Source organism: Bacteroides faecichinchillae JCM 17102, from assembly GCF_000614145.1.
In the GTDB taxonomy this organism is placed as follows: domain Bacteria; phylum Bacteroidota; class Bacteroidia; order Bacteroidales; family Bacteroidaceae; genus Bacteroides; species Bacteroides faecichinchillae.
The window spans coordinates 30,150-46,064 of the sequence record NZ_BAKK01000009.1 but is presented as its reverse complement, the minus strand read 5'-3'; the positions used below and the strand labels follow the sequence as shown (position 1 = coordinate 46,064).

Annotated in this window: 15 protein-coding genes, 2 pseudogenes and 1 riboswitch; of the genes and pseudogenes, 11 read left to right on the top strand and 6 right to left on the bottom strand. The window is 36.9% G+C overall.

Going from position 1 to position 15,915, the window contains the following annotated elements; all coding sequences use genetic code 11:
• The first annotated feature begins 138 nt into the window (after nt 1–138).
• From JCM17102_RS28890 to JCM17102_RS29520, 10 genes and pseudogenes are all read left to right on the top strand, one after another.
• Nucleotides 139–1,179: a DUF4465 domain-containing protein gene (locus JCM17102_RS28890; protein WP_159106309.1), complete on the top strand. Its 1,041-nt coding sequence runs from the start codon at nt 139–141 to the stop codon at nt 1,177–1,179.
• A 112-nt stretch (nt 1,180–1,291) separates the two neighbouring features.
• Nucleotides 1,292–1,492, top strand: a riboswitch (cobalamin riboswitch).
• Nucleotides 1,493–1,677: 185 nt separating this feature from the next.
• Nucleotides 1,678–2,751, top strand: coding sequence for a YncE family protein (locus JCM17102_RS06575; protein WP_033886589.1), 1,074 nt, complete (start codon nt 1,678–1,680; stop codon nt 2,749–2,751).
• A gap of 2 nt (nt 2,752–2,753) precedes the next feature.
• The gene (locus JCM17102_RS22405; RefSeq protein ID WP_051572803.1) at nt 2,754–4,781 is read left to right on the top strand and encodes a TonB-dependent receptor; all 2,028 of its coding nucleotides are present in this window, start codon (nt 2,754–2,756) and stop codon (nt 4,779–4,781) included.
• Nucleotides 4,782–4,823: 42 nt separating this feature from the next.
• Nucleotides 4,824–5,958, top strand: a pseudogene (locus JCM17102_RS26500) (ABC transporter substrate-binding protein).
• The gene (locus JCM17102_RS06560) at nt 5,955–6,971 is read left to right on the top strand and encodes a FecCD family ABC transporter permease (RefSeq protein WP_025074486.1); all 1,017 of its coding nucleotides are present in this window, start codon (nt 5,955–5,957) and stop codon (nt 6,969–6,971) included. The pseudogene JCM17102_RS26500 and the gene JCM17102_RS06560 overlap by 4 nt, the downstream one beginning before the upstream one ends.
• Entirely contained in the window at nt 6,968–7,723 is a 756-nt protein-coding gene (locus JCM17102_RS06555; RefSeq protein WP_025074485.1) for an ABC transporter ATP-binding protein, read from the top strand. Before JCM17102_RS06560 ends, JCM17102_RS06555 begins: the two co-directional genes overlap by 4 nt.
• Before the next feature lie 237 nt (nt 7,724–7,960).
• Nucleotides 7,961–9,310 (top strand): MATE family efflux transporter, encoded by a 1,350-nt coding sequence (locus tag JCM17102_RS06550; RefSeq protein ID WP_025074484.1) that lies wholly within the window; start codon nt 7,961–7,963, stop codon nt 9,308–9,310.
• A gap of 180 nt (nt 9,311–9,490) precedes the next feature.
• Nucleotides 9,491–10,054: a Crp/Fnr family transcriptional regulator gene (locus tag JCM17102_RS06545; protein ID WP_025074483.1), complete on the top strand. Its 564-nt coding sequence runs from the start codon at nt 9,491–9,493 to the stop codon at nt 10,052–10,054.
• A 69-nt stretch (nt 10,055–10,123) separates the two neighbouring features.
• Nucleotides 10,124–12,241: an alpha-amylase family protein gene (locus tag JCM17102_RS06540; RefSeq protein WP_175551320.1), complete on the top strand. Its 2,118-nt coding sequence runs from the start codon at nt 10,124–10,126 to the stop codon at nt 12,239–12,241.
• Nucleotides 12,234–12,578 (top strand): annotated as a pseudogene (locus JCM17102_RS29520) (helix-turn-helix domain-containing protein); the annotation flags it as partial. The gene JCM17102_RS06540 and the pseudogene JCM17102_RS29520, both read left to right, overlap by 8 nt.
• A gap of 189 nt (nt 12,579–12,767) precedes the next feature.
• Here JCM17102_RS29520 and JCM17102_RS30620 read toward each other — a convergent pair.
• The 6 genes from JCM17102_RS30620 to JCM17102_RS30265 all read right to left on the bottom strand — a co-directional run bounded on the left by JCM17102_RS30620 (nt 12,768) and on the right by JCM17102_RS30265 (nt 14,658).
• Nucleotides 12,768–12,947, bottom strand: coding sequence for a hypothetical protein (locus tag JCM17102_RS30620; protein ID WP_051572799.1), 180 nt, complete (start codon nt 12,945–12,947; stop codon nt 12,768–12,770).
• A 180-nt stretch (nt 12,948–13,127) separates the two neighbouring features.
• Nucleotides 13,128–13,373, bottom strand: coding sequence for a hypothetical protein (locus JCM17102_RS28880; protein WP_136498376.1), 246 nt, complete (start codon nt 13,371–13,373; stop codon nt 13,128–13,130).
• Between the two features lie 7 nt (nt 13,374–13,380).
• Nucleotides 13,381–13,734: a hypothetical protein gene (locus tag JCM17102_RS06520; RefSeq protein WP_025074481.1), complete on the bottom strand. Its 354-nt coding sequence runs from the start codon at nt 13,732–13,734 to the stop codon at nt 13,381–13,383.
• A gap of 189 nt (nt 13,735–13,923) precedes the next feature.
• Nucleotides 13,924–14,058 carry a hypothetical protein gene (locus tag JCM17102_RS31340; RefSeq protein WP_262481097.1) on the bottom strand — a complete coding sequence of 45 codons (135 nt, stop codon included), beginning with the start codon at nt 14,056–14,058 and terminating at the stop codon, nt 13,924–13,926.
• Between the two features lie 2 nt (nt 14,059–14,060).
• Nucleotides 14,061–14,486: a DUF6734 family protein gene (locus JCM17102_RS26490; RefSeq protein WP_025074480.1), complete on the bottom strand. Its 426-nt coding sequence runs from the start codon at nt 14,484–14,486 to the stop codon at nt 14,061–14,063.
• Nucleotides 14,443–14,658 (bottom strand): DUF6734 family protein, encoded by a 216-nt coding sequence (locus JCM17102_RS30265; protein WP_136498378.1) that lies wholly within the window; start codon nt 14,656–14,658, stop codon nt 14,443–14,445. Before JCM17102_RS30265 ends, JCM17102_RS26490 begins: the two co-directional genes overlap by 44 nt.
• 683 nt (nt 14,659–15,341) lie before the next feature.
• Here JCM17102_RS30265 and JCM17102_RS06505 point away from each other — a divergent pair.
• Nucleotides 15,342–15,776, top strand: coding sequence for a DUF6078 family protein (locus JCM17102_RS06505; RefSeq protein ID WP_025074479.1), 435 nt, complete (start codon nt 15,342–15,344; stop codon nt 15,774–15,776).
• Nucleotides 15,777–15,915: the final 139 nt, after the last annotated feature.

Sequence of the window (15,915 nt, the reverse complement as noted above, 5' to 3'; positions counted from 1 at the left end):
CGAGCAACGAGAGCACCGATGATCATTGTCTTCATATCAGATAGCATTTCATCTATCATATAAAAACAATATTGTCTGACGCAGCTTTTGTTTGCTTTCTTTTGCGAGACAATAATTTATTAACTATATATGAAACGTATGAAAAAGTATCTTCTCTTTTTAGTTACAGTATGCCTATTGGCTGCTTGTTCGGATGATAATTCAATCCCCAAAGGAAAATCTTCTTTAAAGATTACCGCTGCTTCTATCGAAGACTTCAATTATGCAGAAAGTAGAACTTTTGAAGTTAAGCTGCAAAATGTGAGTTCAACTGCCATCAAACAACCTGAAGGATGGAATACTTCTCTCAAAGATGGTATCCTGACAGTGGTTGCCCCTCAAAAGGGAACTGCTAATATCTTAAAAAGTGGAAAAATCGAGATTGTTGCTACCGGAGATGACCAATCGACTTTGAATGCTTCTTTCGAAGTAAAGGTATTCCATTATGTAACTTTTGAAAATGCAGATGAGAGTTATCTGGCAGGCCCGACTTCTTACGGAGAAAACCTATATTCGGATTATACAGGCGAATATCTTTATGGTGGATACGACGATCTAGAATCCGGTTTGTTCTTCCATACCAGTAACGAATTCTATAATGGAGGTATTGCAATCTCTCAATGGAATGACAAAGAAACAAAACTATATACTAATCAATGTAGTGTATATTATGGTGACCATAACCAGAAAAACGGTGGACATAACCATTCTAAAACATTTGCTGTCGTTTATTACAGTTCCTTTTCAGGAGAAGAAGCAACTTCTATAGATTTTATAGACGATAATGCAGAATACATCATTGACCATTTGTACATAGCCAACAGTAGTTACGCTGCACTTTCTATGTTGCAAGGTGATAATACAGCTAAAAAGTTTTCCTTTGAAGATAATGATTGGCTCAAAATAACAATTCAAGGATTTAATGCAGCTGGTGAGAAGACAAGTGAAGTAGAGGCTTATCTAGCTGATTTTCGCAAGTCAGATGCAGGAGGTGTGTTAACCGAATGGAAACGTGTAGATCTATCATCATTGGGTAAAGTACACAAAATCCAATTCTCTATGAATAGTTCTGATATCGGAGATTATGGAATGAATACTCCTGCTTATTTTTGTATAGATGATATAGCTGTCGCATTATAAGCGAGAAAGAGATTCTTTAAAATCTATTCAATATCTTAAGTAAGGAAGAACAACATTGATCTTCCTTACTTTATCTCATTAAAAAGATAATCATCTAAGAAAAGATGACTATCTTTGCACCCACGAAAGTGGTTCTCTGAAAGAGACAAAAGGGAATACCGTGATAATCGGTAACAGTAGCCGCTGCTGTATTTTCCCGCATGGATTACAAAATCATGCAATTTGGAGCAAATTGTCACTGGAAATCTTCTCTGGGAAGGCGCTACCGAATAAGGGAATAAGTCAGAAGACCTGCCTCTTTCGTTTGCATTTTACTCCTGCGGCATTCAGGAAGTAGTTCATTAATCCTTTTTCTCACATACGCTTTGTGTCAGAAAGACTTTTTCTATTGACATTTTTCTTAGTTTGCCGCTCACTGTAAATTCAATTATTACTTTGGTTAATAATTCCGAAGAATAAATATGTCTATGATACATAGATTTTGGTAAACAGCAGATTATGAAGCAAAAGACTCAGTTCATTATTCCTATCCTTCTTTTATTCTTTGCCGTAGCATCGTGCATGGATTATGATCCATTTGATAAAAAGCCTTTTGAAATTTCCGGCAACGGATTATTTATCACCAATGAAGGGAATTTTCAATATGGCAATGCCAGCCTTTCCTATTATAATCCCGAAACCAAAAAGATAGAAAATGATGTTTTCTTTCGTGCAAATGGGAGAAAATTGGGTGATGTAGCACAATCAATGACTGTACACAACGGCAAAGGTTATGTCGTAGTCAATAATTCCGGAGCAGTATATGTGATAGACCTGCAAACTTTTGAGATATTGGGCGGTATTACAAATTTAACTTCCCCTCGTTACATACATTTTGTAAGTGATACAAAAGCATACATTACCGATCTATACGCTTCAGCAATTACCATATTCAATCCTCAAACTTTACAAAAGACAGGAACTATCGAAACAAAAGGACATCAGTCAACAGAACAAATGGTACAATACGGAAAATATGTATTCACAAACTGTTGGTCTTATGATAACAAAATACTGGTGATAGATACTGAAACAGACCAAGTGGTAAACGAAATCACTGTAGGCATACAGCCTACATCACTCGTCCTCGATAAATACGGACAAATATGGACAATAACCGATGGGGGATATGAAGGTAGTCCTTATAATTATGAGGAGCCTACTCTTTATAAAATAGATGCCGCTTCACAAAAAGCTACTAGATTTTACAGTTTTAACAAAGAAAAAAGAGCATCTGAAGTAGCATTAAACGGCGAACGAGATACTCTATATTTCATTTCAGAAGATATCTGGTGCATGGATGTAACTGATTCTCGGGTTCCAGTGCGTCCTTTTCTAAAAGCACCGGCAAACAATAGTATTTATTATGGGCTAACAGTAGATCCCAACACATCTGAAGTATATGTGGCAGATGCTATAGATTACCAACAACCAGGAGTTATCTATCGTTTTACTCCCAAAGGAGAACCAGTAGATACATTCAAAGTTGGCATTACACCAGGCGCCTTTTGCTTTCAATATAACAATCAATAAACATGGAAGATAAAATAAAGATAAGTATAGTACTTCTATTCTGTTGTATCTTCTCTATTCAGGGGCAGGACAATAAAGTGGCATGGCAACTACGTCTGGACACAATAACGATTATTGGTAAACGCCCATTTAAAGATATTGGAACCACAAAAACCGTACTCGACACTCTTATCCTTCGCGAAAGTATCACTAACAGCTTAGCGGATATATTGTCACAAAACACCTCTATTTTTATTAAAAGTTATGGTAGAGGAACTATGGCAACCGCCTCTTTCCGCGGCACCTCTCCTTCTCACACACAGGTACTCTGGAACGGAATGAATATCAATTCTCCAATGATGGGACAAGTAGACTTCTCACTTATTCCGTCATATTTTGTTGATGATATGAGTTTGTGGCACGGCGCAAGTTCAGTGAATGTATCCGGCAGTGGTTTGGGAGGTGCAATTACATTAGGAACAAGCCCGGAAAAATTTAAAGGATATGATTTAAAATTCATACAAGGTATCAGCAGTTACCGAACATTTGATGATTTTCTTCATTTCCGTTATGGAGGAGAAAAATGGCAAAGTTCCACTCGCATCTATTTAGCACACTCAAAAAATGATTTTAAATACACCAATTATGAAAAAGCAATAATAAACGATGATGGCAGTTACAATAAGGACTTTGAAAAAACCAAAAATAAAAATTGCCAATACCAAGACTTTCATATATTACAAGAGCTTTACTATAATCGTAAAGATGGCAATAAATTTTCACTTGCTGCCTGGCTTATGAATTCCAATCGTGGTATTCCAATGCTTACTACCGACCAACGCAATGACAATGATTATAAAACCCGCCAAAAAGAAACGACTTTTCGCGGAGTAGGCTGTTGGGACAAAACCTCAGAAAAATTAAAGATATCCAGTAAATTGGGATATACATATACTCATATGTTATACACGTATGATATTAGAATAGGCGAAGAGCAAATGAGTAGAATGCAAGATGCAAGTAGCTATATTTATTCAGGATTTGTATCAGGAAATGCTGAATATCTTCCATCTGAGAAATGGATGATAGGTGGATACATAGATGGAAAATTCAATTATGTAGATAGTAAGAATTTAGAAGTAAATGCTTACCATCCGGGATATCAAGAGACTCGTCCCGAGGCAACAGCACTTGCAACAATACGCTATCGTCCTTGTTCCCGTATAGGGCTGGCTGTTGACTTACGAGAGACATTCTACGATGACAAATTCACTCCTTTCATACCAGCCGGTTTTCTTGACATAACACTTTGGCCACGCTATGGATTGATGTTTAAAGCTTCTATAGCGCGCAATTACCGTTACCCTACTCTGAACGATCTTTATTTTCAACCCGGCGGAAATCCGGACTTATTATCAGAAAAAGGATTCACATATGATACAGGAGTCGAATTTACATTAAAATCGGATGAATGTTTCTCATTAAAAGGAGAAATTACCGCTTTCGACTCATATATTGACAATTGGATTTTATGGGTGGTTCATCCTAAAGGCTATTGGACTCCTCGTAACATAAAACAAGTTCATAGTTATGGTATCGAACTTAAAGGAAAGGCATCATTGCGATTAGGCGACTGGACATTGTGGCTGGATGCCAACTGGAATCATACAAAAGCTATTAACAACGGAGATCCGGTTGGTACGGAAGATGTATCTGTAGGGAAACAACTTGTTTATATTCCCGAATATTCATCCGCTATTATGGGACAATTAAGTTGGAAAGATTTCTATCTAATCTATAAATATAATTATTATAGCAAAAGATACACTACTTCAAGTAATGAACTGTATACCAGACGAGATGAATTAATTCCTTACTATATGAACGACATTTCTTTAGAAAAAAGGTTCAGATGGAAACAGACTGCTGTATCTATTAAAGCTTCTGTTTACAATCTATTCAATGAAGAATATGTATCAGTATTAAGTCGTCCAATGCCAAGGAGAAATTATGGTTTAACAATCTGTATCAATCCACGATGGAAAAAATAAGATAAGAAAGAATATAATAATTATAGAATCAGCCCATACAATATGACAAAATATTCTATTTCATACTTCCCAATGCTCTGCCTATTTTTTCTGGCTAGTTGCATACCCAGTAAAAAAACATTTTTGGAAGCATTTCAACATGAATTATATACTCCACAATATGCTTCCGGATTCAAAATATTAGGTGCGAACAATATCCAAAGTACCTTGATACAAGTATCCAACCCATGGCAAGGAGCCAAAGATGTGGAAATGTATTATTTCATTTCCCGTCATGGAGAACGTCCTCCTACAGGGTTTACCGGACCTGTAATTTCCGCCGGGGCCAAACGTATCGTTTGTATGGCTCATCTTACATTGCCATGTTTGATATATTGGGACAGACCGACCGAATTATTGGCGCATCCGGCATTGATTATATATCCAATCCCTACATTCGGCACATAAAGATTCAATTAAAGATATGGGCGCAGAGATCAATTATGAATTATTACTAGGATTAAAACCGGATGTCGTCCTATTATACGGTATTGGAGATGAACAAACAGCCGTAACGGATAAACTGAAAGAACTATTTATCCCTTATATGTATGTTGGTGAATACCTTGAAGAATCACCACTTGGAAAAGCTGAATGGCTCGTTGCCCTATCTGAAATAACAGACAGTCGGGAAAAGGGTATCGAAGTATTTCAGGAAATACCCAAACGCTATTATGCACTCAAATCCCTTACAGATTCAATAACCCAGCGCCCAACAGTCATGTTCAATACACCTTGGAACGACAGTTGGGTTATGCCTTCAACTCAAAGTTACATGGCACAACTAGTTACCGATGCGGGTGCGGACTACATCTATAAAGAGAACAATTCCAATATTTCCTCTCCTATCGGACTGGAAACAGCATACGGACTTATACAAAAAGCAGATTTTTGGATTAATGTAGGCTCTGTTTCTACATTGGATGAATTAAAAATTGTGAATCCTAAATTCGCAGATGCAAAAGCAGTACAAGAAAAGGCTGTATATAACAATAATTTACGACTCACTCCGACAGGTGGCAATGATTATTGGGAATCCGCAGTAGTACATCCAGACATTGTACTACGTGACCTCATTCATATTTTCCATCCGGAACTTGTATTCGATTCACTTTATTATTATAGACATTTAGAATGAAACAGAATCGCAGATCCATATCACTCTTATTCATAGTTTTAGGAATAGTTGCTATATTATTAATAATAACAGATATGGTAACAGGGGACACTTTCATACCAATTTCCAAAATATGGGCTGTATTTACGGGAGGCGAATGTGATGAAATGACACGCAACATTTTATTTTCTATCCGACTATTACGAGTAATAGTTGCAGTTCTGGTCGGTGTAGCCCTTTCAGTAAGTGGCTTACAGATGCAGACAGTATTTCAAAATCCACTGGCAGATCCTTATCTGCTCGGTGTAAGCTCTGGTGCCGGTTTAGGAGTAGCATTATTTATATTAGGCGCTCCATTACTAGGTTGGGTTGAATTCCCATTATTACAATCACTGGGAGTCGTAGGTTCGGGCTGGATAGGTGCAGTTGTTATTTTAGTGGGTGTGGCCATCATCAGCCAGAAAGTTAAAAACATTTTGGGTGTTCTGATTATGGGAGTAATGATCGGTTATGTAGCAGGTGCTATTATTCAGATATTACAATATTTGAGTTCCGCTGAACAATTGAAAATGTTTACTTTATGGTCAATGGGATCGCTTAGCCATATTACTGTTACCCAACTATGTATAATGATCCCCATATTATTTATTGGATTACTAATTTCTATTGCTTGTATTAAAGCACTTAATTTATTGTTATTAGGTGAAAATTATGCCCGTAGTATGGGAATGAACATTAAACGTTCACGCACTCTAATCTTCTTATCTACTGCTCTATTGACCGGAACAGTAACTGCCTTTTGCGGTCCCGTAGGATTCATTGGTCTAGCCGTTCCACACATTACACGACTATTATTCAATAATGCTGACCATCGAGTACTAGTACCAGGCACGATGCTGACAGGCCTGATCAGTATGTTACTTTGTGACATTATCGCGAAGAAGTTTTTATTACCGGTCAATTGTATTACTGCCTTACTGGGAGTACCGGTTATTTTATGGGTAATAGCTAAAAATCTGCGTATAATCAAATGATTCAATTCAAAGAACTTGCACTAGGATATGGACAGCGTACGCTGTTGGATAAAGTTTCCACTCAAATTGCAGGAAGCCAACTTATTGCTTTATTAGGACGCAATGGTACGGGAAAAAGTACACTACTTCGTGCCATAATGGGATTGGAGAAGCCTTTGAAAGGAGAAATTCTTCTTAAAAATAAAAATATTTCGTTACTCAAGCCGGAAGAACTTGCGCGTAATATTAGCTTTGTAACCACTGATAAAGTGCGTATTGCCAATTTACGTTGTGAAGATGTCGTGTCATTAGGTCGTGCTCCTTATACCAACTGGCTGGGACAATTACAATCGGAAGATAAAGTGCAAGTAGATGAAGCCATGCGATTGGTAGGTATGACTGATTATGCTGAAAAGACCATGGATAAAATGTCAGACGGAGAGTGCCAACGTATCATGATTGCAAGAGCGCTTGCTCAAGATACTCCCGTTATTCTGCTTGATGAACCGACAGCTTTCCTTGATTTACCTAACCGCTATGAACTGTGTCTGCTCCTCAAGAAATTGGCAGAGAAAAAAGGAAAATGTATCATCTTCTCCACGCATGATCTGGATATCGCTCTATCTCTTTGTGACTCTATCATGTTGATAGACAATCCGCAATTATACTCCCTTCTTACTCCCGAAATGATAACTAGTGGACATATCGAAAGACTTTTCCGGAACGAGTCTGTCACGTTCGATGCTCAGGAGATGAGAGTACGCATAAAATAAACATACCCTTCAATGAGGGTTATCCATAAATTCGCCTTCTTGATCTACGAGTTGTTTTCAAATAGCCTTATCAACTATCTGAATAAAAGGGAATCGTGTGAAAATACCGATTATTTTTACCACAGTGGGAGGAGACTTTAAAGAGATCAGCCTATAAAAATTACCAATTGGTAATTTTATCTCACCTGTTCAGTCTACCTTTGCAATCGTTTTCAAAATAATAAAAGATAAAAAGGTATGAAAGATAGTATTGATCTCGGTAGCATGGACATCTCTAAGTTGTTCCGTAAATTACTGATTCCTACGGTATTGGGAATGGTATTCTCTGCTATATTTGTAATCACTGACGGCATATTCGTAGGTAAAGGAATAGGTAGTGATGCATTAGCAGCCGTTAATATTACCGCTCCTCTGTTTATGATCACTACTGGTATCGGACTGATGTTCGGAGTTGGAGCTTCGGTAGTAGCCTCCATTCATCTGTCCCAAGGAAAACGCAAAGTGGCGAGTATCAATATTACTCAAGCACTGGCTGTTTCAGTAATCATCATATTAGTGATGTCAGCTCTATGCTTTTATTTTGTGGAACCATTGGCACGATTACTCGGAAGTTCTGAGAGACTAATGCCTGACGTAGTGGAGTATATGATCTGGTATGTTCCTTTCCTTGTTTTTTATGTACTACTGAATGCTGGTATGTTCTACATCCGTTTGGACGGTTCACCCAATTATGCTATGTTATGCAATGCAGTTTCTGCTGTGCTAAACATCATACTTGATTATATTTTCATTTTCGAATTCGGCTGGGGATTAATGGGTGCTGCGTTCGCTACCAGTCTGGGGATTACCGTCGGAAGCCTAATGACAATTGTTTATCTCACCGGATATTCCCATTACATTAGACTTAACCGTATTAAATTGAGCCAAAAAAGTCTGTTGCTAACCATACGTAACATTGGCTATATGATCAAACTGGGTATTTCTGCATTTATCAGTGAAGCCTCCATCGCCTGTATGATGTTTCTGGGAAATTACGTATTCATCCGTCATCTGGGAGAAGATGGAGTAGCTGCATTCAGTATTGTCTGCTACTTCTTCCCAATTATTTTCATGGTATATAATGCGATTGCACAATCCACCCAACCAATTATCAGCTATAATTTCGGAGCTGATTTACCGATACGTGTACGCGAGACTCTTTATCTTTCCATACGGACAGCCTTACTGTGTGGAATATGTTTTTTCGCGATTACTGCTCTTTGTAGCCAATACATTGTCGCTCTATTCATTGATCGTAGCTACGCAGCTTTTGAGATTGCCGAAAAAGGAATTCCTTATTTTGCAATCGGTTACATCTTCTTCGCATTCAATATGGTGGGAATAGGTTATTATCAAAGTATTGAACGGGCAAGAAGAGCCACAATTATTACGCTTCTCCGGGGAGTTATCTTTATGTTAATAGGATTTTTCGCATTACCTCCTTTTTTGGGAGTGCCGGGTATATGGCTGGCTGTGCCTTTAGCAGAGTTATTAACTACAATCTATATTATCGGAGTTTATCTGAAAGATCGTCGAATTAAGAAATGAGTAGCAAAATCTGAAGATGGAGATTGCATAACACATAAGAGTTTCATAATAGCATAAGCTAAACATATATTGAATTTTGTTTTTACTACTCTGATATCTATAATTGGAGCACAAAAATTATCATTAAAATTTATCGGATAGACCATTTTTTTGTACGCCAATGATACGTATCTTTGCAATATGAATATATTTATAGAGAAACTTTGCAATAAGTACAAAGTATCAGAAGCCAATGTACAACTTTTATTGGAATGCATGGAAGAAGTACATTTCAACAAAAAAGAATTAATTGTACGAGAAGGTACAAAGAACAGTAACCTTTATTTAATAAAGAAAGGCATCTGGCGAGGATATTACCATAAAGACGGAGTAGATACAACGATATGGTTTGCCTCTGAAGGAGAAGCTGCTTTTTCCGTTTGGGGATATGTAGATAATGCCTATTCACTTATCAATATTGAAGCAATGTGTGACAGTACAGCTTATTGCGTTTCTCGTTCAGTTCTGAACAATTTGTTTTCTTCTTCCATCGAGTTAGCGAATTTGGGACTTAGTCTGATGGAACGTCAATTCATTGGACAAGAGAACTGGCTAATCAGTACAGGAAGTCCACGAGCAAAAGAACGTTATCTTACACTTATTAAAGAGACTCCGGAATTATTGCAGTATGTACCTTTAAAATATATTGCATCTTACCTATGGATAACTCCTCAATCACTAAGTAGAATACGAGCGTCCTTGTAATCAGTCTTTTTCCAACTATAGGCATACCTAAATTAGATTAAATAATCACTTCATAAATTGAATACAACTATGAGTAAGTTTCTCGCCACTAGTTTCAGATATTTAGTAATCAGTCTCCTACTGTTGATATGTTTCCACCCTTTAATTCAGGGGGCAAATAAAAAAATCAAAAATAACAACTGGGAAATCTCTTATCAGCCTTCCACCCGTACTATTGATTATAGTTACAAAGGACAAAATATACTGAAAGGAACATTCGTAAAAGCAAAGGTAAACACAACAGAGATCAGAAGTTGTGATTTCAAAACCACAGAAATCCAAAAAGAGAAAATTAATGATGGGGTGGGAAAAGGAAAGAAATACACAATCACCTACTCTGACGGTCCCCTATCCAATATCAAGATAGAACAAAATTACTATTTCTACTCGAGCAAAGAATATTTTCTTACTGAAGTATGGCTCTGCTCTGCCAACGAAAAGATAACAAGTAATTATATAGCTCCTGTATATACCTCGGAAAAAAACTCTTTTTTACCCCAAGATTCCACTAATAGAGTGTTGCGTGTGCCATATGATAATGATGCTTTCGTAAGTTACTTATCCGCTCCATTAAAAGAGGAAGGTATTTCCTTTGAAGTAACCGCAATATTCAATGGAATCAGCAGAAATGGATTGGTGATCGGTTCAGTAGAACATGATACTTGGAAAACAGGTATCCGCTATCAAGGAGAAAACGACCGATATATTACTCATCTTGAATGTTTTGGAGGGATAACTCATGAACTAACCCGCGATATCAGCGATCGATCGGATCGTCCTTCTAAAGAACATGGAAGTGTTCGGGGAACAAGGCTGAAATCCCCCCAAATATTTGTAGGTTATTTCAATGACTGGCGAAAAGGTATGGAAAAATTCGGAGAAATGAATGCAGCGATTACTCCTCCCCGTCAATGGAATTCGGGAACTCCTTTCGGATGGAACAGTTGGGCCGCCATGGCTACAAAGGTAAATTACGAGGGAGCTGTTGATGTTGCCGATTTCATCAAACTAGAATTACAACCCAATAGTTTTGAAAATGACAATACCATTTATATCGGACTGGATTCTTTCTGGGATAATTTCAATGAAGAACAATTAATAGCTTTTGCCCGACATTGCAAAGAAAATGGTCAGAAAGCCGGGATTTATTGGTGTCCTTTTTCGGACTGGTTTGGTAATGCGGATGGTTTCGTTGAAGGGACCGACCAACAATGGAAATACAAAGACATCTACCTATATGCAAATGGAAAGCCTCGCAAAATAGAATCACTGGCAGTAGATCCTACCCATCCGGGAACGAAATCACGAATGAAGCATTATATAGAAAAGTTTAAAAAATGGGGATATACCTATATAAAACTAGATTTTATCAATAACGGCTCTTTAGAAGCCGATTCATTCTATAATCCCGATGTTACTACAGGTACACAAGCATACAATGAAGGAATGAAATACTTATCTGAATTATGTGGTAATGATATGTTCATGGCTCTGTCCATTGCCCCTGTTTTTCCGGCTCAATACGGAAATTCCCGTAGAATTAGTTGCGACACTTGGGGAGCGATGAGCGAGCAAGGTTGGGGAACTACAAACTACATGCTCAATAGCCTGTCTTTCGGCTGGTGGCTTGATCGCGTATACACGTTTAATGATGCAGACCATATTTTATTGCATAAACCGGAAGAAGCCGAGAATTATAAAGAAGGAGCCAATCGTGCAAGAATTACTTCTGCTGTCATCACCGGAATATACATGCTAGGAGATAATTTCAGTACCAAAGGCTCAATACCGGGAAGTGAAGAAGCTCGAAGAAAAGCAGTATCTTTGGTCACCAACAAAGAGATTAATGAGATTGCCCGATTGGGGAAATCCTTTTATCCAGTAGAAGGATTTACGGCACAGAGCCCGGAAAAAGCAGAAAGCATGTATATGATGGAAACCAATAAATACACTTATATTGTCATTTTCAATTTCGACATTACTTCTGTGAAGGAAGGTTGTTTGGACATGAGAAGAATCGGATACTCCCCTAATAAACACATTGAAGGAAAAGAATTATGGACCTCTACTCCTGTTATTTCTGATCACAAAGGTCTTCAGTATTCTGTTCCGTCACAGGATGTGAGAGTCTACCGAATCAAAAAATAAAAAGGATAAAATCTTTCAGAATTTCATGATCACTCTTTTCCAATATTATCATCAGAAACATGACGTCATCTTTTACGCAGATAAACAATGCCTTTCTCCCCGCTACTTCTCCGCAGTGATCAAAGAAAAATCTGGAAACAGTGCACTGTAATGGATTATTCAAATGGTAATCACAGAAGCAAAACAATTGTAGGAAAACACAGATCTAAGTATTAAAGAAATTGCAGTTAAACTGAATTTTCCTACACAGTCTTTCTTTGGAAAATATTTCAAGCAATACGTAGGAATTTCTCCTAAAGAATATCGGAATAAGCAACTTATGTCACCTCTTTCTTGATACCAAGAATCGATACAGTAAATACCACTATCCTCTATAAGAGCCTGTTGAAATTTCCTTCAACAATAATCCTATACCTGCAATTCTGACTATTTCTTCTTTCGAATATTTCATAGTACTATTCTTTTATATAATCAATAAACTCCTTCACCTTCCCACCGATATCCCGAAACTTGTCTGCTCCCTTCTCTATCTTTTGGTCAATACGTTGAAAAAAAAGACTATACCTGAGTCCAACCATTCCAGAGAAGTCACTTTAGACAAATAGCTTTTATATTCATTCTGCAAAGCTTGACTCGAAGCTATGTTCTTCATAACAGCTACATTCATCCTGATAGCCAATTCGTAGTTTTCATTCAGACTCTTCAATGTAGAGGCTTTTTCTTCCTCAATCGGTGTCTATAATGATTTTTTACAAGACAAATATTCAACCATACAACTTTGAGTCAATGTCTTGATCATCTCCATCCTATTTACCAAATTGTCTGTACGGACAACCTCATTCCAAAGTTCTACAATAACGGGCTGTTGAAACAGATCTTCTACATATTAGGGATACCAGACATTATCTATATACTTCTCTTTTTCCTGATATGCTTTCTCCACAATACTGTGAGTGGCTTGTTGCAACGTATAAAGTTGCTGCTCCAATTGCACTGATATATCTAAAGCTGCTTTGGGCACACTGACACAAGAAGCGAAAGCACACAATATGGCAATGCAAAGGAATGGACTTCCTTTTATCCGAAATAATTTATTCGGAGAATGATGATTAATTAAAGAAAATAGTGACATAAGCATATTATTTACTAATCATTTTCATAACGAACTCTGTTTTATCTTCCCCTGTATAAAAGTCAATATTGGCAAAACAACATAAATAGTTCCAGAAATAGAGAATTAAAAACATCTGTATATCTCTGTCTGATTTAAAATCACTACAAATACGATGCTTATCAGTGTTTAGTTGTCCCCATATCAAAGAGGGAATAGGTACACTGGTCTCTTCTATGATTCTAACGACCTCTTTCATTGCCGGATGGGAAGCATGTTGTAACTCTTTCCGATAATAAGAAGAGCCATCTTTCGGAAATAAGTTTAAAGCAAGCGGCATCAATTCTACTTGTGCCCTGTTATATTCTTGCTGTTTATCCAAACTACTAACATTCTACATTTGTTTATCTAAAAAGTAAGAATAAAGCCAACCATCTCCATACAATTTCTCATTGATTTCTTTCAACTGCTTCTTATCCACTTCCAACAGATAATTGAAATTATATCTGTTCATACCTTCTACAAACAGATCAACAGCATAGCGATTTCCATAGTTTTTTGCTAACGTCGATTAGAAGAAATTAATCATCTCCGACTCCAAAGTGGCAAGTTGCTGCTCTCTATTATCATTTACATTTGTTTCTTTATTGTTCCTATTGCCACAGGACAATGACAATAATACAAACAACAATATAATATGTTTCATTATTATTTCAATTTTAAAATAGTCATAAGGAGATTATTGTTCACACTAAGATTCCGGCTATGGAAATTACGCAAGCCATTATCATCTATAAACTGAAAAGCAATCCGGCAGTACTCCTGTATAAAATCAAGATCGTTTCTACCTAGAAAACCGGCATTATAAGAAAGGATGACATCACGCTCCAAAGCCTTGTGCAAAAAATCCGGCATACGGTAATCACTCCGCAAAATATCGTTCATCATATTCTTATAATATTGACTGCCCATCTCTATGTTTTGAGCAATTAATGCCCCGGATTCTATGGAATCGTCCAGCCAATGAGGAAGATGCACGTCGCCATCCACATGAATAAAAGGTTCTTTCTGTAAAGAATAAGTAAGTATCTTAGGATAAGGCCCAATGAATGTCGGGGCATAGCAGATCGTCATATTGAACCACTACATCTGTATAAGGTAGTTTCAACAACTCTATAAAGACTTTATAACCATTGCTGTCTGTATAAAAGACTACGTTATTATAGTTTTCACGCAGACTCAGACAACTTAACGCCCATGACATCAAGTGATACTGCGGATGAGGCCATCCAAATCCGTTCTCCAACAACGGTTTGTTTGCTGTCTAAAAGATCTGTACAATTTTCATAATGATTAATTTAAGACGTTATAAATTTAAGTATTTTTTGTGATGGATGCAAATAAGGAAGTGGAAACAATCAATATGAACAGCTTTACCAACAAATAGAACTATAAACTATTTTCTTAGCCATATTTTCTATGTAAATCCTGCTTCATACCCCCAAATGTAACACACAATAAAGGTATTAAATTGGCAAAAGTATCAACGACGAACACCATATTGTAGCCCTATTATTCAAACTAACAAGAATGTAAAAGCCAGTATAAAATACCATAACGGAATGCATTCTGATCTAATCATCATACAAGTAGAAATACTGAAAGACAGAATTCCGAGTAACGTGGCATTCGTTGAAATAAAAAAATGCAATAAAATAAAAGTTGATATACCCAAACAGCTTTTTTCATAACTGGATGGCACTTAATCTCTAAGTATCCGGACCACGTACACGAGATTTACAGATATGAGCCACAATTTATTAACAGACGTTTTATTATCTCTGTTGCATTACCCAAAAAAGAAATTGATTTTTTCCTCAGTTTAAATGAAACCTTTGTTCCTGACCAGAATTATTTATTACCTTTGTCGATATAAACAGATACGATTCTTTTTTTAACAACAACAAACTATAAAAGAATTCTAAAATCATGGAAAAAAAGATCAACTATAATGACATTCCCAAGAATTATCTATACTGTAATCACAACAAGTGTCCACGCCGTAACAAATGCCTTCGCTATCAGGCTACACTCTGTATCAGCCAAGACGTCCCTTATTACACGGCAGTCAATCCAAGTCACATTATAGGCAACGAAACTAATTGTTCTTACTTCAGCTCATTTTGCATTTCCCTTTTTGCCTCCGGGATAGATCATTTGCTGGATAACATCCCACATGTTACAGCCATTGCCATACATAAAGAAATGTACTCACTGATGGGACGTAGTATGTATTATCGTATCCGCAATAAACAACGATTACTACATCCGAAAGAGCAAGAACAGATTGCTGATATCTTCTTAAAACACGGAATTAAGTTCAAACCTGTATACGATAAATACATCGAAAAATACGATTGGTAGACTAAAGAAAAGTCTCGCCTCAATGAGTATTATTTCTCATTACAGTGAGAAGATATTCTCATAGTAATGAGTATTTTTTCTCAGTGTGATGAGTATTTTTTCTCATAAGTATGAGAAAAGTTTGAGAAAAGCAAGAAAG

Coding starts and splice junctions, on each gene's coding strand:
- JCM17102_RS28890 (WP_159106309.1), top strand. CDS start 139: ATGAAAAAGTATCTTCTCTTTTTAGTTACAGTATGCCTATTGGCTGCT.
- JCM17102_RS06575 (WP_033886589.1), top strand. CDS start 1,678: ATGAAGCAAAAGACTCAGTTCATTATTCCTATCCTTCTTTTATTCTTT.
- JCM17102_RS22405 (WP_051572803.1), top strand. CDS start 2,754: ATGGAAGATAAAATAAAGATAAGTATAGTACTTCTATTCTGTTGTATC.
- JCM17102_RS06560 (WP_025074486.1), top strand. CDS start 5,955: ATGAAACAGAATCGCAGATCCATATCACTCTTATTCATAGTTTTAGGA.
- JCM17102_RS06555 (WP_025074485.1), top strand. CDS start 6,968: ATGATTCAATTCAAAGAACTTGCACTAGGATATGGACAGCGTACGCTG.
- JCM17102_RS06550 (WP_025074484.1), top strand. CDS start 7,961: ATGAAAGATAGTATTGATCTCGGTAGCATGGACATCTCTAAGTTGTTC.
- JCM17102_RS06545 (WP_025074483.1), top strand. CDS start 9,491: ATGAATATATTTATAGAGAAACTTTGCAATAAGTACAAAGTATCAGAA.
- JCM17102_RS06540 (WP_175551320.1), top strand. CDS start 10,124: ATGAGTAAGTTTCTCGCCACTAGTTTCAGATATTTAGTAATCAGTCTC.
- JCM17102_RS28880 (WP_136498376.1), bottom strand. CDS start 13,373: ATGTCACTATTTTCTTTAATTAATCATCATTCTCCGAATAAATTATTT.
- JCM17102_RS31340 (WP_262481097.1), bottom strand. CDS start 14,058: ATGAAACATATTATATTGTTGTTTGTATTATTGTCATTGTCCTGTGGC.
- JCM17102_RS26490 (WP_025074480.1), bottom strand. CDS start 14,486: ATGACGATCTGCTATGCCCCGACATTCATTGGGCCTTATCCTAAGATA.
- JCM17102_RS06505 (WP_025074479.1), top strand. CDS start 15,342: ATGGAAAAAAAGATCAACTATAATGACATTCCCAAGAATTATCTATAC.